This is a genomic window from Hafnia paralvei (assembly GCF_020150375.1).
Lineage (GTDB): Bacteria > Pseudomonadota > Gammaproteobacteria > Enterobacterales > Enterobacteriaceae > Hafnia > Hafnia paralvei.
Genome location: NZ_CP083737.1, coordinates 2,951,914 through 2,970,198 on the forward strand (window position 1 = coordinate 2,951,914; position 18,285 = coordinate 2,970,198).

The window sequence follows — 18,285 nt, forward strand, 5'->3', positions numbered from 1 at the left end:
ACGGGCATCGTTCATAAACCAAAGAAGAACCGAGGATTATAGCGACTCTTCACCGCCGCGCCTATCTCAAGCGTAGTTTAATTATCCGCGGAGTATCTGAAACAAGGGTGATATTGCCGTAGCGCCCCTATTTTGACGAATCCTAGCAATATTGCTCAGCAACATTGCCAAACTCACCCTTTTTACTGCATGCTATATCACTGTACACTTTTACAGGAGATTTCAATGTCGTCCATCCACGGTCATGAAGTGCTCAACATGATGATTGATTCTGGCGAGTCGTTTTCAACCGCTAGCCTGATTACCGCCATTGAGCAGCGCTTTGGTGCCGACGCCCGTTTTCATACCTGTTCTCAGCAAGATTTGACCGCCGCTCAGTTGGTGGATTTTTTGGCATCACGCGGCAAATTCATTCCTAGCGATAACGGTTTTAACACTCATAGCAGTAAAATCTGCCAACATTAATAGACATTCGATAATAGCAATTTAATGGCCTTTACTCTTCGCCCTTACCAACGTGAGGCGGTGGACGCAACCATCGCACACTTTAGAAAACACCAAGAACCTGCGGTTATTGTGTTACCTACCGGCGCGGGTAAAAGTTTGGTCATTGCCGAGCTGGCAAAGCTGGCCCGCGGCCGCGTTCTGGTTCTCGCCCACGTAAAAGAGTTGGTGGCGCAAAACCACAGTAAATACTGTGCTTATGGTCTGGATGCCGATATTTTTTCCGCCGGTTTGCAACAGAAAGAGAGCAGCGGAAAAGTGGTATTTGGCAGTGTGCAGTCCGTAGCGCGTAACCTGCCGCTGTTCGACGGCGAGTTCTCATTGCTGATCGTGGATGAATGTCACCGAATCAGCGACAGCGACGATAGCCAGTACCAGCAAATTCTTCAGCATTTGCGCAGTAACAATCCCAATCTGCGTTTGCTCGGCCTTACGGCCACGCCCTATCGTCTTGGCAAAGGTTGGATCTATCAGTATCACTATCACGGAATTACGCGCGGCGACAGCAACAGCCTTTTCCGCGACTGCATTTACGAATTACCGCTGCGTTATATGATCAAAAACCAATTTCTGGTTCCGCCAGAAAGATTGGACATGCCGGTAGTGCAGTACGATTTCAGTCGTCTGGAACCCAACAGCAACGGATTATTTCGTGAAGCCGATCTCAACCGTGAGCTAAAGGATCAGCAGCGGATCACGCCGCATATCGTCAGTCAAATTATGGAATTTGCCGCCACGCGCAAAGGCGTGATGATTTTTGCCTCTACCGTTGAACATGCGCGTGAGATCCACGGTCTTTTGCCTCCTGAACAGGCAGCGCTGGTGAGCGCAGAAACCCCAGGCGATGAGCGTGACGCCATTATCAACGCGTTTAAGCGGCAGGAGTTGCTTTATCTGGTGAACGTCGCGGTGCTTACCACCGGATTTGATGCGCCCCACGTCGATTTGATCGCCATTTTACGACCAACGGAATCTATCAGCCTTTACCAACAGATTGTCGGTCGTGGTCTGCGTCTATCACCGGGGAAAACAGACTGTCTGATCCTCGATTATGCCGGTAACCCACACGATCTGTTTACACCAGAAGTGGGAACCACCAAACCCCATAGCGATAGCCAACCGGTACAGGTTTTTTGCCCTGGATGCGGTTTTGCCAATACGTTTTGGGGGAAAACGACGGAAAACGGCGACATTATTGAGCACTATGGCCGCCGCTGTCAGGGATGGCTGGAGGACGATGAAGGTGGGCGTGAACAATGTGACTACCGTTTTCGCTTCAAAACCTGCCCACACTGTGGAGCAGAAAACGACATCGCTGCTCGACGCTGCCATCAGTGTCATCAGGTATTAGTCGATCCCGATGATATGCTAAAAGAAGCCCTCAAGCTAAAAGACGCCTTAGTGCTGCGCTGTGGTGGAATGCAGCTTCAGCACGGAGAAGATGACAAAGGTGAGTGGCTGTCGATCACCTATTACGACGAAGATGGTGCTGACGTCAGTGAACGGTTTCGCTTAAAAACTCCCGCTCAGCGTACCGCCTTTATGCAGTTATTTTTACGTCCGCACCTTCGCGCCCCCGGTATAGAGCTGGTTTGGAAGCGTGCTGCGGATATTGTGGCTCAGCAAGAGAAACTTCGTTACCCCGATTTTGTGGTCGCCCGCATGAAAGGACGGTTTTGGCAAATAAGAGAAAAAGTTTTCGATTATCAGGGGCGTTATCGCAAAGCTGATTCGCTACGCGGCTAGGTTTTCTTGCCAAAGCGGGCAGATTTATTTGCCGTAAGCCCTGTGTTTCGTTAGAATGCCGCCCGCTTTTACTATTAAAAGCAGAATCTCCTGCCTGTTGCTGGGTCGCCTGTAACAGGTCTAAATTTTATATAGAGATACAATTATGTTCACTATTGAAGCAACTGCACGTAAAGAGCAGGGTAAGGGTGCGAGCCGCCGCCTGCGTACTTCTGGTAAGTTCCCAGCTATCGTTTATGGCGGAAACCAAGAACCAGTAGCCGTAGAAATCGATCATGACACGACTTGGAACATGCAAGAGAAAGAAGGCTTTTACGAACAAGTAATCGCTCTGATGATCGACGGCAAAGAAACCAAAGTTAAGGTTCAAGCTGTTCAGCGTCACCCGTTCAAACGTAAACTGACTCACGTTGACTTCGTTCGCGCTTAATTGCCGACTGAGTTAAATCGAGTTTCGTTAGTTTGAAAGAAAAAACGCCGCAATTGCGGCGTTTTTTTTATCTCAAATTCGGTGCAAAAGATTAATTCCCACCGAACTTACGCTGTAGCTGATCGCGTAAGTTCGGTGGTGTTCCTTTGATGGTCAGCGTATCCGTCGCCGGATCCCAGAAAATACGCTCGCCGAGCAGCATCGCATCAAAGTTAATGGTCAAACCGCCACCGCTGCCCGCCATTTTAGTCAGTTGGCGCAGCGTACTGCGATCGGCAGGGAAGCTCTCTTCTAAATCATAGCCCTGTTCGGCGGTAAACTGCTGGAAGTCTTTCTCTCCCACCGGTGGAATTTCTTTGGCTAACGCTTCGAGCTCAATCTCTTCACCCGCCTGTAACTGGCCGTTACAGTAGCTGTACACCTGCTGACGATATGCCTGCCGCTCGTTCTTATCCAACTGCCCTTCAGCGCAGTAATCATCAACCGCCTGTAACAGACCTCGGTTTTGAGCTTTGGCATCGAGCCCTTCGCTCGCGGCGAGAAAATCCATAAAGAAATCGGAAACTTTTCGACCGACACGACCTTTCAGGAAGGTCAAATAGCGGTGGGATTCTGGGTTGGTTTCCCACTCGGTGAGATCTATCCGCGCAACAATATCGGCGCGCATGATATCGAGGTAGTGGGTGCTGCTGATATCGAGTTCTTCATTAACGCGCATGCTGCTACAGCTGTTAAGCACCGCAATCAACAAATACTCCACGGCCAGATAGCGATATTGGCAGAACAGCACCACGCCGCCATCGGCGAACGGATATTTTGCGAGTTCATCACGCAAACGGCCCGTCGCTGCACGACTAAATGCCAGAAAATCTTCATTGCCGCGACGATAGTTACGCAATGCCTCTGCCAACTCGCTCTCTTCAGAGAAGGTGCCATAGGCTTTGCTTTTCGCACTGTATACGCGATGCAACTCAGCCATCATCTCTTCTACTGCCGCATTTTTGGCTAACAATGAATCACGTAGCACCACATCTAATTGCTGCTCGTCGCGTTTAACCAACTGATGCAACGCAATCTGTTCGAGATCCAGACTCATTTTTCTTCTCCCATTTCGCCCCGGACACGTTTAGGCGCGTATTCAAACACTGTTGATTCTTCCCCGCAAGCGAGGCTGAATGTATTTTGATAAATTGGGTGGTGGAAGCTAAGGTATAATCAATGAAAATAACAAATGTATAAAAGAGCGGAAAATCACGCGCCTATACGGTAAGATATGGCACTTTGTCAGTCTGAGAAGCTTAATTCTATGCCACAATCATCCCGTTACAGTGACGAACACGTTGAACAACTGCTCAGTGAGCTGGCCAACGTACTGGAATCGCACCACACACCAAACGATCTTTCTTTGATGGTTTTGGGTAATATGGTGACGAATCTGATTAACACCAGCATCGCACCCGCACAGCGCCATGCTATTGCACGTTCTTTTGCTGAAGCTTTACAGGCTTCAATTCGGGAAGATAAAGCCCATTAATTTTTTGCCCGGACGTATAGACATACTTTTATGGTGACAAACCGTCAGCGATACCGTGAAAAAGTTTCCCAGATGATTAGCTGGGGGCATTGGTTCGCTCTGTTTAATATTCTGCTCGGTCTGCTTTTGGGCAGCCGGTATCTGTTTGTTGCCGATTGGCCCTCTTCATTGTTTGGGCGTGTCTATGCGGTGATCAGTTGGTTAGGGCACTTTAGCTTTGTTGGCTTTTCTGCTTATCTACTGATTATATTCCCACTCACGTTTGTGGTGATGTCGCAGCGACTGCTGCGCTTTATTTCCGCCGCGCTGGCGACCACAGGGTTAACGCTCCTACTGGTCGACTCTGAGGTCTTTACGCGTTTCCATCTCCACCTCAATCCGGTGGTGTGGGAGCTGGTAGTAAACCCAGATCAAGGTGAGCTGGCGCGAGACTGGCAGCTGATGTTTATCTGCGTGCCGGTCATTTTTCTGGTCGAAATGCTGTTTGGCACCTGGAGCTGGCAGAAGCTTCGTAGTCTGAACCGACAAAAATTCGGCAAACCCCTCGCTGGGCTGTTTATCACGGCGTTTCTGGCATCGCATCTTATCTACATCTGGGCCGATGCGAACTTCTATCGCCCTATCACCATGCAGCGCTCCAACCTTCCGCTTTCATATCCAATGACAGCGCGGCGTTTCTTGGAGAAACATGGTCTATTAGATGCTCAAGAATTCCAAAATCGATTGAACCAGACCGGTAGCCCGGAGGCGGTATCCGTTGAATATCCACTCAGTAAGCTTAGCTTTGCGGATAAAGGTACGGGTTATAACCTTCTGGTAATTGCCGTTGACGGCCTGCGTGCCGACGATATTAAACAAGATCTACCGCAGCTTGCCGCGTTTAGTGATGAGAATCTGGATTTCACCCAGCACTATAGTTCAGGTAACAATCTGGATAACGGGCTGTTTGGTCTGTTCTATGGTATCTCGCCTTCCTACCTTGAAGGTATTTTGGCTGGACGCAAACCATCTGCGTTGATTAACGCACTCAGTCAGCAACACTACCAGTTTGGTCTGTTCTCTTCCGATGGCTTTAGCGCCCCGCTCTATCGTCAAGCACTGCTGACCGATTTCAGCCTGCCAGCGCCAATCCGTCAAAGTGATGCCGATACCACCAAACAATGGCAACAATGGCTGGCAACCCAAACGACTCAATCGCCGTGGTTCTCTTACGTAAATTTAAACGGTACACGTAGCGCATTGGCGGGCAGTTCTGGACATAAACCTGAAGATTTCATGGCGAAATATCAGAAGGCAGCTTCCGGTGTTGATGCCCAGATAGCAACAATTCTGGATACGCTCAAACAACGCGGCGAACTCGATAAAACGGTCGTTGTGATTACCGCCAGCCACGGTATCGAATTTAACGACAGTGGCAAAGGTGATTGGGGCTTCGGGACTAACTATAGCCGCTATCAACTGCAAGTTCCGTTGATTATCCATTGGCCAGGAACACCGGCTCAAACCATCAACAAACTCACCAGCCACGCCGATGTTATGGCAACGTTGATGCAACGCTTACTGCACGTTGATACTCGAGCCGTTAACTACACGCAGGGCGAAGACCTGTTTGCTCCGAGTAGGAAACACAACTGGCTAGCGCTGGGTGATAGTGATGAGTTAGTCATCGTGACACCAAAAGAAACCATCATTTTGGATAAAAATGGCCGCTATCGTACCTACGATGCTGACAATGAAGAGATGAAAGGTGAGAAACCACAGCTAGCCTTACTGCTGCAGGTGCTTACGGATGTGAAACGCTTTATCGCCAATTAAACCTGGTTAAATAACGCGCGAACGCAACGCCATTATCTTGATAAACGGCAATTTTTGAGTACTATATGCCTGTTCGGCACGTAGCGCAGCCTGGTAGCGCACCGTCATGGGGTGTCGGGGGTCGGAGGTTCAAATCCTCTCGTGCCGACCAAATTATCCCAAGAAAACCAACCTATTATGGGTTGGTTTTTTTATGTCTTCAATTTGTCACTACGGCCAATATTACGCGCAGCAAGAAGTAAAAAGCCCCCAAAGTGATTGGGTGGCGGGCTGAGGAAGTGCTCGAGATGGCTGAAGCAGGACTGATATACGACGAATTTAGGGCAGTCTAAAGCTATTTGAATCCTCATGACCACGCTGAGGTTGAGGTATACTGCTTCAGAGCGGGGTAAATAAATTACGTCGCTATAGACAGACATAGGGATTGTCGCAGTTCTGGTCAGAAGACATTAGGATTGAGAATATGGAAATAAATCACTGCGAATTACATGTCAAAGACCTTGTCGGCCTGTCCCTGATTTTGATTGTGTGGGCTGTACTCGTCTGGAACTTCATTTCCTGCTGCTTCACAGGGCGTGCTAGCTTTATGTTTTCCCGTTATAGCTTCAGACGCACCAAGGACGAATTGGGAATCATTGGGGATCGAACGGGAAGTAAGATACTCTATTTCTTAGCTATGGCGCTCAAGTTACTTTTAATTGTATTTTTTTCATACAGTGTATTTGTGCCATTGTTCAGCCCTGGAGTATTTGAGGAAGTAATGGGTCACATTTTTACCTGCCATAAATGAGTTCTGATACTCTACCCTCCCCCACGATGAACTTTTAATGTTAATAAGTTTGTTCATTTCGTTACGTTGCTTCTGCAGATGGAGCCCCTCTATAACGAATAAAAAAACAATCATTAGGGTCTCTTAATACCTAATTAACCAAAAGTAACATAGCATTTTCATAATAGATAAAATTAGATATAATCAAATATTATCTATTATTAATAGCATGGCTAATTTTTATTACATGGATACAGACAAAAATTTCAATCATGAAAATGATTCACTATTCAAAAAAAACACTATTAAAACAAGCAATAACAATCTAAAAGTACTAAATATTGCATTCTGTTTTGATGATAATTTTGTGATGCCAACAGGTGTAGCCATTGCATCTGTCATTGAAAACAATAAAGACTCGCACCTCCACTTTCATTTATTCTTCGAATCCATTTCTGAAAAAAACAAATCTAGAATACTTGAGGTACAAGGTGATAACGTTTCAATAACAACATATGAACTTCAGGAAGAAATATCCGTCAATCCTAATACACTCATTCTGGGAATCCCAAAGTCCACGTGCTTAAGATTTATGGTTCCTTTTGTTCTACAGCATGAGGTTGATTCTGTTTTATATTTGGATGGCGATATGATTTGCTTAGATTCATTACACGCCTTACATGACCTAAACCTTACAGGACATATTGCTGCTGTAGTTGCTGACTCTAAAGAGATGCAACAGAAAGCCAGCACACTAGGATACGGTATTGATACCGATAAATATTTCAATGCAGGATTTTTATTTATCAATGTATCTGAGTGGAATTTTAAAAACGTCACCGCCGTGGCATTTAGCATGATCAATAGCGGTACAATTTATAAATATGCCGATCAGGATGTATTAAATATACTCTTAAACGAAAATATTAAATTAATTGATAAGAAATATAATAAAACTATAACGCTAAGCCCTATCGATAGGGTAGATGATAATGCATCTCGTGGCACAACCATTTTGCATTATGTTACAAAAAATAAACCGTGGTTTATGATATTTGAGTCTCAGATTTTCTTTTATTACCTGAATCAATCTCCATGGAAAGACACGCAATTAAAACTGACACCTAATGCTAGCCTGCTTAGAATAAAGGCAAAAAAACTCCTTTCTGATAAGAAATTTGTCGATTGGATAAAATACTTCTCCCTATATATTAAATATAAATTATTTAGCAAATAAAACCATCCGCATTATTCATGTAGCATTTGACCTAAATTGGCTATTTCAAATGCTACATCATTGATCTCTTAACCTTCCACCGAGCCTAGTGTAGTTCGGCGCGCCTCTTCCTCGATATGAATTCACCCACCTCATCATAACCATCATTATAGTTTTTCATGGGACTATATCGTTAAATATAAAAACGAACATCACTGTGATTAGAAAAACGATAAAGATATAGATTTCATGAGGCTATAACCTCTGTACTTACTTTAAAAAAAGCTTATTGTTATAAAAAAATACATAATAGTGACACTCAAATTTCTCATAATTAAATAAACCTCAAAGCATTTGAAATACCGATTAAGATAAATCTTATATTCATTTCATGGTGATATTATTTCATTTTACATCCAATTAACATTGAGCTATATCTACGGCTATCACTGATTAAAGTGATTTATAACAATTAGATTATATTGAGTACTTATTGGAGGGTGTATGAAGCTTGGATATGATAGCTGTTTTGCGGTTGTGCTTTGTCATCAAGAATCAACGGTAGTCATTGATGATATTACAAAAGTCCTTGTACCTGCATGCCATAAAATACTCCTCAACTGTCAAGCAAGCAGTCATACCATACTGTCTGATGGGCTGATTGAAGTGATAAAAATTGATCACTGCACTATTCGTGACTTTTTGGCATCAACGACATCTGATGCTTATCATTTGCCCTATAGACCGAAAAAAAAATATTGGGAGTTTATCTCTAAATGCATATTCGTTGAAGTATTCTCATTAGTCATCAGACTTTCAAAAAGTTCCCACTTATCAACGATAGAGGCATACTACCACAAGAGATTACTTCATTTACTGCTTTATGCATTCTCCACAGATAAAGACTTTATCCCCTACCTCGTCAAAGAGATTAATTTAGGGCTAGCATTCGCTGTTCAAGAGTTAATTATGAGTGACCTTACAAAAAACTGGTCTTTAGACTCAATCGCAAGATTACTTTTTGTCAGTTCAAGCACCTTAAAGAAAAAACTTAAGCAGGAAGGTACGAGTTACCAAAAAATACTTGTTAAGAGTAGGATGCAGTATGCTGCTAAGCAGTTGAGTATAAACAGTAACCTAACAATATCACAGCTAGCTGAGCAGTGCGGCTATAGCCATTTATCTTACTTTATATTTGTATTTAAAAATCATTACGGCGTTACACCTTATCAATTTTGCCGAAAACAGATGGCTGCGTAACAGCCCACCGAGACTTAGATCCTTGCCGTTGTAAATATCCAAAATCGACAAACTTTGGCCCATTTTTTGTCAAATTTAAATTTTATCAGCCTATACTTACAGCGATAATTTTCGACATATGTATAAAGGATATCTTAATGAAAACTAAACATGCTTTACTATCTGGATGCGCTTTAGCGGCAAGCCTACTACTTGCATCAATAACCAGCGTGCAGGCAGCAGAAAATAACCCAAGCAAAATGACCTGTGAAGAGTTCGTCAACCTTAATCCTAAAGCCATGGCTCCTGTCGCGCTTTGGATGCTCAACGATAAGACTGAATACAAAGGTGGAGACTCTGTTGATCTGAATATGGTCGAAACCGTCGCCGTTCCTCAAACACTCGAGTTTTGCAAAAAATCCCCAAAAGCTAACGTCTACGAATTCAAAAACAACCTACAATCGCTGATTGCTCATTAGTTTTCTCCTGTAGAGAGCAACATGTTATCGCGTCGACCTGCACGCTCAGGTCGACGCAAATTTTCATTGTCAGCACAACAATAAATGGCTTCCATCCTGAAGCAAACCTCATCCATCTATAAATAAATCATGCACGAATTTTGTTAAATGGTTTAATGAAGCGATTTATCCTATCCAACACCCCCCCCCACACCACTTAAAAAACTTTTTATTTTCAATTAGTTAATTAATTCAATAAGATTTGATTATATAAAAAATCAAAACACGCATTTGGTTAATAAATTTAATAGATCTAAATCAATAACTTATGTAAATTTATGCGTTATAACAATTTCATCACTCAACGTAATTTGTAAGTTTCCCTGGTGTTGGCCTATGGCTACTCTCATCCACACATACGGGGATGAGAGTTTTTTTTATTGCGTATGGAGCTCTATTGAATGAAAACCAGTCGTTGCTATTTAGCGGGCAATAGCTATGTGAAAGTAGTATGTTCGGAGCCTGCAAAGGTTCTTCTGATCCATGAAAAGCAATACGACCGCTTTTGTCGCGATAGCTGGGCTGATTATCATGGGGGATTTTTTAGTTCTTTTCCCGCGGTGATAGAAGTTCCGTATGACGGTATATGGAACATCGTTATCGATACGCACAGCGCAGAATGCGCTCCTCCATCTGTCAAAATAAGCATCATTTCAGATAGCGACTCATGAACGGGCTAGCTGCGCATCCGCCACACACCTTGGACTGTTACCTGCGTCATAACTCAAAACACGGCTTTATGCTAAGCTGTGCCCTCTTCAAATTAGCCAGAGCCCCCTAATGAGAAAAATAACCATCGTGATGATTATCATGGCCGCTGCAGTATACGCGTATAACTACCTGTAACTTAAGAAATATTAATTTGACGAAAGCGGTGATTGATAAGACAGATTTCGTAGATAGAGTGGCGGTGCAGACCAACAGCATCGCCATTTTGAGGAAGCAACATCAGCGCTATTGCAGCTCAGTGCTTGAATCAACCAACGGTACACGGATAGATAATGCATTTAAGGCAATCCGATGAACCATCTGGCTAACGCTGGTGCAACAGTCAGACAATACCTTTATAGAATACTTCTCTGCCGCTTTTGAGACTGCCGTAAATGCCACGCAGTTCTGCGTCATCATGCCACAAATAAGCAATTCCTCGATGTCTCTGGCTGATAAAACATTTTCCAAATCAGTATGATAAAAACTATCGGCAAACGCCTTGACGACGACTTCAGCCTGCGGTGCAGCAGCCAAAATACGCGGATGAATATCCACACCCGTCGTGCCTTTATTGAAGAAAGGAGCAGTGCCGCGGCTTACATCCGCAACATGCTGAACCAGAATGATCGGTATACTTTTTAACTGAGCTTTAGCGACGGCATTTTCAATCTTGCTCAGCGTATCCTCAGTATTCCATTGAGGGTAATTCCCCCCATCGAAGTAATCATTCTGGATATCAATAACGATTAGGGCTTGCTTTGGCATGCTGTTTTCCTTGTATGTGAGATAACATCCACCGCTATGATCTGTACTCTAGAAGAAAATTCCAACCATAATCAACATTAAGCTCTCTGCAATAATAGTGGCATAAATCGAGTATCCCCTTCCCTGCTATCGCACAACTAATTTTGATTTATGTTAGGTTTGCAGGGCTGTTGAGGCGGAAACGGTGGGGATGGCAAAAAGATTTACCAACAAGCTCGATTCAAATCAGCTCACTATGCAGCATAGTGGTTTTATAAAATAAAACACCCTGCCAGCAAACTGCTCACAGGGTGTGATGGGTACTTTGTTAATCCAGCCACAGAATATGCGCTGAATTTTTCTTGATGGCTCTCTTACATCCTGATGTTCATCTGGCCTGAAGAGGAGCTAGGCTTACGCAGTCGTTGCCGTTTTCTTGTTTCCACGATACGGACGACGCTGCTGTGATGCAGGAGCATCACCGCGAGATTCAGGCTTACGTCCTTCTCCCTGCGCACGGCGTTGGCCACCGTTGTTTGCGCGAGGTTTATCGCCGGAGCGAGCACCATCACGCGATTGTCCGTTACCTTGGCTGCGTCCCTGAGATTGACCACGGCCTTGACCGCGACCTTGGCTTTGACGGCCATTCTGGATTGGATCGGCCTTAATGCTAGGGTCTGGCTCATAGCCTTCAATAGCGATACGCGGAATTTCGCGTTTAAGCAGGCGCTCAATATCACGCAGCAGCTTATGTTCATCCACGCAGACTAATGACAGTGCTTCGCCGGTACATTCGGCACGACCAGTACGGCCGATACGGTGTACGTAATCTTCCGGTACGTTTGGCAGCTCGAAGTTAACCACATGAGGTAACTGATCGATATCTAAACCACGAGCGGCGATATCGGTCGCCACCAGTACACGAATTGAGCCTGTTTTGAAGTCGGCTAATGCTCGGGTACGTGCGCCTTGGCTTTTATTACCATGAATAGCCGCAGCGGTGATACCGTCTTTATTCAACTGTTCAGCCAAATGGTTTGCACCATATTTAGTACGGGTAAATACCAGCACCTGCTGCCAATTATGAGTGCCAATCAGCTGCGACAGCAGTTCACGCTTACGGCGTTTATCCACAAAATGCACCGACTGCGCAACCTGCTCAGAGGCAGTGTTGCGACGCGCGACCTCAACGGAGGCAGGATTGGTCAGCAGTTTGTTTGCCAGTTCTTTGATTTCGTCAGAGAACGTTGCGGAGAACAGCAGGTTTTGGCGCTTAGCGGGCAGCTTAGCTAACACGCGACGGATATCATGGATAAAGCCCATATCCAGCATACGGTCAGCTTCATCCAACACCAAAATCTCAACTTTAGACAAGTCAACCGCGTGTTGATGTTCCAAGTCCAGCAAACGTCCCGGCGTTGCCACCAGAACATCCACACCACCGCGTAGTTTCATCATCTGCGGGTTAATGCTGACGCCGCCGAATACCACCAACGAACGAAGATTCAGATATTTGCTGTAATCACGCACGTTCTCGCCGATCTGGGCTGCCAGCTCGCGGGTTGGTGTCAAAATTAACGCGCGTACAGGGCGACGGCCTTTTGCTGGCTGAGTATCCTGAGAAAGAATTTGTAACAGCGGCAAGGTAAAGCCCGCGGTTTTACCCGTGCCCGTTTGCGCACTGGCCATCAGGTCACGGCGCTGTAGAACGACGGGGATAGCTTGGGATTGGATAGGCGTAGGTTCGCGGTAGCCCTGTTCTTCAACAGCGCGCAGCAATTCGGCACTCAGGCCGAGAGTATCAAAAGACATATTAGGGTAAAACTCCAAATCCACCTTGACCCGAAAGGACGGGTGCAGTTTCCGGGTGGATTTATCAGACGCGGTAGTATAAGAAATCACCACGAGGGATAGGCACAAACTGCGAGTGCAACATAATTGTGCTGGATTCTAACAGAAAATGTGATCGGAGTCTGATTTGTTTTTTAGGGGGGATAAGGTTTCGCTCGCCATTCGTTTATAGAACGGCGGCGAAATGTTTCGACCGCCTATCAATTACGGTATTTATACAACCACCTCAGTCGAAGGTGACCGAGCTGAATGTACCAGCGCACGCACTCCGCACAGTAGATATACGAAAAGTTGCGCCGTTATCATATCTCTCATACCTACCGCTCCCTAAGCGCTTCTTTCACCTTATTCAGCGGCTTAATCAAATAATCCAACACCGTTTTCTGACCCGTTTTGATCTCTACGCTGGCCACCATCCCCGGTAATATTGGGAATTTACGCCCTGCTTTGTTGCTTAGCTCTGCGCTTTGGGTACGTACGTATACTCGGTAATAATATTGGTCGCGACGGACTTCATCTTGCAGCGTATCGGGCGAGACAATTTCTACCGTGCCATTTAAGTTGCCATAGATGGAGGAGTCATAAGCGGTGATCTTAACCGTGGCCGGTAGCCCCGGACGAATGTAGGCTATGTCGCGAGGGTTAATACGTGTTTCTATCAGCAGCTGATCTTCTAACGGAACAATTTCCATCAATTTGCCGCCCGGCTGCAGCACACCACCAACCGTCATCACCTGAATATCCTTCACGATGCCGCGCACCGGTGAAATCATAGTGACGCGATCTAGCTGATCTTCCTTACCGGCCATAACTTCAAGTTGAGCATCCAAATCGGCATTGTTCTTAACCTGTTCTTCACGCGCCCTAAGCGCATATTGGTTACGAGCGTCATCGATTTTTCCCTGTAATTCGCTGGCCTGCCGCTGTAAACGAATAACCTCAACCTGACTTGCCGCCCCTTTGGCAACCAGCGGCTGAGTCATCCTCAGCTCGGCAACCACCAACCGATACGACTCTTGTAAATTAGCCACGGTCTCATTCAAATTACGACGGCGAGACTCATAGAGCTGACGTTCACGCGCCACTAACGCGGGCTCAGCCAGCGTACTGGCACTGAATTTTAGCGGTTCCCCGGTCAGTTCAGAACGCAAACGCTCAGAAGACGCACGAAGCGCCCGAGCTCTGGCCGCGGCTTCACCGTAGTTAGACTGAAATCGCTTGGGATCAAGGCGCGCAAGAATTTGTCCCTTTTTGACAATATCGCCTTCATGCACCAACAGCGCAGAAACAATACCGCCATCCAAACTTTCAATCAGTTGGGCACGGATTGACGTCGTCACCTTACCAGTACCGACGGTGACTTCATCCAGCGTGGCAAAATAGGCCCAAATGAAAAATCCCACCATACCCGCCAACGTGATCCAAACGACTGATGAATAGAAACGTGACTGACGCGCCATATCTTCCTGCATTGTGAGTTCTGCCATATCAACCCCGCTTAGGCCACAACCGATGTCACGTTACTGTTACGCTGCGCCTGCCCGAGAATCTCGTCTCGAGAGCCATCAGCCACCACTTTGCCGTTATCCATCACGATAATTCGATCAACCATAGCTAAAAGCGCTGGACGGTGTGTAACTAATACCAACGTACGCCCCGCCATCCAGCTCTGAAGCTGGCGGATCACGTAGCTTTCGAGCTGCTCGTCCATGGACGCCGTTGGTTCGTCTAACAGCACGACCTGGGGATTACGCACGATCATACGGCTGAGCATCACCATTTGCCGCTGTCCTCCAGAAAGTCCGCGCCCACCCTCGTTGATCATACGATCTAAACTGGCGGCGTCTTTTTGTACCATGCCTAATGCTCCGCTAATCCGCAACGCCTGAATCAGCTCCTGATCGGTGGCATGTGGATGTCCTAGCATCAGGTTTTGCCGCAAAGTGCCAAAGAACAGTCGCGAATCCTGCGATAGCAAACCAATCTGTCGCCGAACATCCACCGGATCAATATGAGCCATATCAACGCCATCAATAATTAGCTTTCCTTTGCTAGGCTCTGCCTGACCTGAAAGCAATTTTAACAAGGTGGATTTTCCCGCGCCCACCTTGCCCACCAACGCCACACGTTCGCCGGGTTTTATTTCTAATTCAGGGATATATAACGCCTGTTCCCCTTTCTCTATGTCATAGCTGTATTGCACATTTTCGAACTGGTAGTGCCCCGCTAACGCCGGACAGTGCGCCATTTTTTTCTCTGGATCGCGATCTAACGGTTTCTTCAGCAGCTCATTCAGCCCTGTCATGGCGCTTTTAGCATGCTGCCAGCGTGAAAAAACCATCGTGAGCTGCATGAGTGGCGCAATGGTGCGTGAAGAAAGCAGGCTACAAGCCACCATAGTACCTGTGGTGATATCCCCCGCCAGCACCAGATATGCCCCGAGAACCAGCATCCCTGCATAGGTAATTTGTTGTACCGTCGAGGCCCATCCGCTAAGCCGAGCGCCCCACACGCGCTGTTTCATGCCGATAGCCGCACTGACATGGTGTGTCTGTTCCCACTGACGCTGAAAATAGGGTTCAGCCTGAAGCGCTTTAATATCCTCAACGCCCTCGATGGACTCCACCAGCACCGCGTTACGAATGGCGCTTTCACGCATCCCTTCTTTCGCCAATTTAGCCAGCGGCCACTGGATCAAAATGCCAGGGATCACAATCAGCGGAATAGCGATCAGCGGGATGGCAACCAAAGGCCCGCCCACCATTGCCATAATGGCTAAAAACAGCAGCACGAACGGCATATCCATCGCGGCACCGACGGTTGTCGACGTCAGCAGCTCACGCACCTGATCGATTTCCCGCAGTTGAGAAATAAAAGAACCGGTGGATTTTGGACGCGCGTCATTTTTAATCGCCAGCGCTCGGGCAAAGAACATCGATGACACTTTTAAGTCGATATGTTTGCCCATCAGATCGGAAATATGGGTACGTGATAGGCGAATGAAATATTCCAAAAATGCAGCAAACAAAACGCCGATAAACAGCACCCATAGTGTCGGATACGACTGGGCAGGTATCACTCGATCGTACACCTGCATAGAAAACAGAATTCCCGCCAGCGCGAGTACGTTGCCCAATACCGAGGCGAGAGAGATTTCAGACAGCTTGCGTCCTGCATGTTTAAAATGATGCCAGAACCAGTGCTCTCGATAAGGCTGCACGAAATCGTCAATGCGTGAGTCTTGCCCGCGAGCCGCAATCCCCAACAGCACCACATCGGGTTGTATGCGTGCCAACAACGCGTCGAGTTCCTCTTCACGCACCATGTCGCCACAGTCGCTTAACCAATAGCTCACATGCTTTTCAGCATCCATGTTTTCCAAAATCAGAACAGAACCATCTTCCAGCTGCGCCATCACCGGCATGATCTCATTACGCCACTTGACATTGTTTTTTGGACGAATGCTGATCTGTAATCCGAGTAACGCCCCCAACCGCTCCAACCGGCGCTGCACGGGAAGATTTTCAAACCAGCGCATCTGCTGGCGTAATGCGGGTATATCACAGGGAAGTCCAAAACGCCCTGCCGCGCGCCCCATCGCTAAAATCCATTTATCGGCGTTTGCATGTTGATCTGCTGCCATTGCATACCTCTTCTGGATTTAACGCGTTCGTCATAATGCAGGCAGGGTATCGCCCGTCACTTTTGGCCGCGAAATATTCAACATATCGAGTAAGTTATCTACTGCGCCCGCATAGCGAACAGCCGCATCCCAGACGTCATAGCGGGCAATAATCGCCGCACTATCAGCCTGTAATACATCTTGCTCAACGCTGAGTAGGTCATTCAAACTACGTTTGCTGAGCTTGTATTCATCCTGATAGACGCTGCGAGTATTTTCCGCCGAGCTGAATTGCTCTTCACCCGCCAATTGACGCTGCTGCGCACCGATCAGATCGGCATAGGCCACCGACGCCTTTTGGTTTATATCCAACTTACTCGCCTCGACCTCAGCCTGAGCCGATTGGCGATCGCCCTCCGCGGCATCCACTTTGGCACTGGTCGCTCCCCCCTGATATATCGGGGCCTGTACCACTAATTGCACCTGATCGTCCCAATAGGAGCTGGCGCTGTTTTCGTAGCGAGTTCGCCCAGCCTGCACTGAAATAGTGGGCCAGTGTTGAGCCTCGGCCTGTCGCACTCGCTGTTCGGCTGCTAACTGCTTAGCCTGCGCACTGCGAACAGCACTGTTTTGCTCATAGGGAAGGTCTTTAATGGTGATCTTTTGATCGAGGAGGTCTTTGGGTAAATCGGGAAGGTTTGTCGCCACAACGCCCGTTAAGACTGAGAGATTCGCCTGCGCTGAACGTTCTTGTGCGCGATACTGTTCATAGGTGGCGTTCATTCCAGCAATGCGGGTTTCCGCCTGAAGAACATCAGACTGCGAGCTTAGCCCCGCATCCGCGCGGAGTTTCGACATCTCTTTGACCGCTTCCAGCGATGCCAGATTGCGCTGTGCCGCAGCCATAAGCTCTTGATAACGCTTGACCTGCAAATAGGCCTGTACCGTCTGCTGTCCGACGTTATTCAGGACGCTATAGAGTTGATAATCATAAGCCGCACCGAGGTTTTGTTGCTCATCGATGCTGCCGCTCGTTTTACCAAAATCGTACAGCAGTTGATTCAGCGTCACGCCCGCCGACGCATTGCTGTTTAGCGAACCGGAAGAGTCCGTTTGATGCGAACGCCCTGCCGCACTCTGCAATGAAATCTGCGGAAACCAAGCACTTTTTGCCACGGTCAAGTTTGCCGCGCCGACATGAATCTGCGCCGACGCTTGGGCGATTTGTGGATGGCGACCAAACGCCCGCAGAATCGCTTCTTTGATCGAAAGCTCAGCCTCCATTTGCTCGGAGGGTGCCGACTGCCACTGATAATCCGCAGCCGGAGTTTTAGCCAACAGCGGAAACGAGGTAAAACAACTCAAACCACAGCACAACCAAGCCGTTACCGGCCATTTTTTTAAGCGCTTCATAATGTTGCCCCACCTTTACATCGTGATGATGGCTTATCGATTTTTGTGTTTAGAGCTCATCCCGCTCTGTGCTCCTATTCTCAAGCGAGAAAAAGGATAATGTTGGTGTAACTGTTGGCGCCCCTAACAACCACGCGTTTTTCCGTGACGCCCTCTTCGCACAGGGTTGACAT

General features: G+C 47.0%; 16 protein-coding genes and 1 tRNA gene. 11 read left to right on the top strand and 6 right to left on the bottom strand.

The window, feature by feature from the left end; genetic code table 11:
- The first annotated feature begins 225 nt into the window (after window positions 1–225).
- From K9N75_RS13985 to rplY, 3 genes are all read left to right on the top strand, one after another.
- Complete coding sequence (locus tag K9N75_RS13985; protein ID WP_008813934.1) at window positions 226–465, top strand: YecH family metal-binding protein; 240 nt, start codon at window positions 226–228, stop codon at window positions 463–465.
- A gap of 24 nt (window positions 466–489) precedes the next feature.
- Entirely contained in the window at window positions 490–2,250 is a 1,761-nt protein-coding gene (gene radD / locus K9N75_RS13990; RefSeq protein ID WP_224451754.1) for a DNA repair helicase RadD, read from the top strand.
- A gap of 145 nt (window positions 2,251–2,395) precedes the next feature.
- The gene (gene rplY / locus K9N75_RS13995; protein WP_004089547.1) at window positions 2,396–2,680 is read left to right on the top strand and encodes a 50S ribosomal protein L25; all 285 of its coding nucleotides are present in this window, start codon (window positions 2,396–2,398) and stop codon (window positions 2,678–2,680) included.
- A 91-nt stretch (window positions 2,681–2,771) separates the two neighbouring features.
- Here rplY and yejK read toward each other — a convergent pair whose 3' ends face one another.
- On the bottom strand, window positions 2,772–3,776 hold the full coding sequence (gene yejK / locus K9N75_RS14000; protein WP_224451755.1) for a nucleoid-associated protein YejK: 1,005 nt from the start codon (window positions 3,774–3,776) through the stop codon (window positions 2,772–2,774).
- Window positions 3,777–3,986: 210 nt separating this feature from the next.
- Between yejK and K9N75_RS14005 the strand changes: the two genes are divergently transcribed.
- From K9N75_RS14005 to K9N75_RS14040, 8 genes are all read left to right on the top strand, one after another.
- Window positions 3,987–4,214: a YejL family protein gene (locus tag K9N75_RS14005; RefSeq protein WP_020303680.1), complete on the top strand. Its 228-nt coding sequence runs from the start codon at window positions 3,987–3,989 to the stop codon at window positions 4,212–4,214.
- Between the two features lie 30 nt (window positions 4,215–4,244).
- Window positions 4,245–6,029 carry an LPS biosynthesis-modulating metalloenzyme YejM gene (gene yejM / locus K9N75_RS14010; RefSeq protein ID WP_039187552.1) on the top strand — a complete coding sequence of 595 codons (1,785 nt, stop codon included), beginning with the start codon at window positions 4,245–4,247 and terminating at the stop codon, window positions 6,027–6,029.
- A gap of 74 nt (window positions 6,030–6,103) precedes the next feature.
- Window positions 6,104–6,180, top strand: a tRNA-Pro gene (locus tag K9N75_RS14015).
- Window positions 6,181–6,492: 312 nt separating this feature from the next.
- On the top strand, window positions 6,493–6,819 hold the full coding sequence (locus K9N75_RS14020) for a hypothetical protein (protein ID WP_061059827.1): 327 nt from the start codon (window positions 6,493–6,495) through the stop codon (window positions 6,817–6,819).
- A 226-nt stretch (window positions 6,820–7,045) separates the two neighbouring features.
- Complete coding sequence (locus K9N75_RS14025; protein ID WP_224451756.1) at window positions 7,046–8,035, top strand: glycosyltransferase family 8 protein; 990 nt, start codon at window positions 7,046–7,048, stop codon at window positions 8,033–8,035.
- 483 nt (window positions 8,036–8,518) lie between these two features.
- Window positions 8,519–9,274, top strand: a complete 756-nt coding sequence (locus K9N75_RS14030; protein WP_008813939.1) for an AraC family transcriptional regulator — start codon at window positions 8,519–8,521, stop codon at window positions 9,272–9,274.
- Between the two features lie 137 nt (window positions 9,275–9,411).
- Window positions 9,412–9,732: an acid-activated periplasmic chaperone HdeB gene (hdeB, locus tag K9N75_RS14035; protein WP_004089553.1), complete on the top strand. Its 321-nt coding sequence runs from the start codon at window positions 9,412–9,414 to the stop codon at window positions 9,730–9,732.
- A 440-nt stretch (window positions 9,733–10,172) separates the two neighbouring features.
- Window positions 10,173–10,442, top strand: coding sequence for a DUF1883 domain-containing protein (locus K9N75_RS14040; protein WP_061059824.1), 270 nt, complete (start codon window positions 10,173–10,175; stop codon window positions 10,440–10,442).
- 283 nt (window positions 10,443–10,725) lie between these two features.
- Here K9N75_RS14040 and K9N75_RS14045 read toward each other — a convergent pair whose 3' ends face one another.
- The 5 genes from K9N75_RS14045 to K9N75_RS14065 form a co-directional block, all read right to left on the bottom strand.
- Entirely contained in the window at window positions 10,726–11,247 is a 522-nt protein-coding gene (locus tag K9N75_RS14045; RefSeq protein WP_224451757.1) for a cysteine hydrolase family protein, read from the bottom strand.
- 393 nt (window positions 11,248–11,640) lie between these two features.
- On the bottom strand, window positions 11,641–13,038 hold the full coding sequence (rhlE, locus tag K9N75_RS14050) for an ATP-dependent RNA helicase RhlE (protein ID WP_008813941.1): 1,398 nt from the start codon (window positions 13,036–13,038) through the stop codon (window positions 11,641–11,643).
- 356 nt (window positions 13,039–13,394) lie between these two features.
- The gene (locus K9N75_RS14055) at window positions 13,395–14,564 is read right to left on the bottom strand and encodes a beta-barrel domain-containing protein (protein WP_008813942.1); all 1,170 of its coding nucleotides are present in this window, start codon (window positions 14,562–14,564) and stop codon (window positions 13,395–13,397) included.
- A gap of 11 nt (window positions 14,565–14,575) precedes the next feature.
- Complete coding sequence (locus K9N75_RS14060) at window positions 14,576–16,720, bottom strand: type I secretion system permease/ATPase (RefSeq protein WP_039187546.1); 2,145 nt, start codon at window positions 16,718–16,720, stop codon at window positions 14,576–14,578.
- A 30-nt stretch (window positions 16,721–16,750) separates the two neighbouring features.
- Window positions 16,751–18,112: a TolC family outer membrane protein gene (locus tag K9N75_RS14065; RefSeq protein WP_008813944.1), complete on the bottom strand. Its 1,362-nt coding sequence runs from the start codon at window positions 18,110–18,112 to the stop codon at window positions 16,751–16,753.
- Window positions 18,113–18,285: the final 173 nt, after the last annotated feature.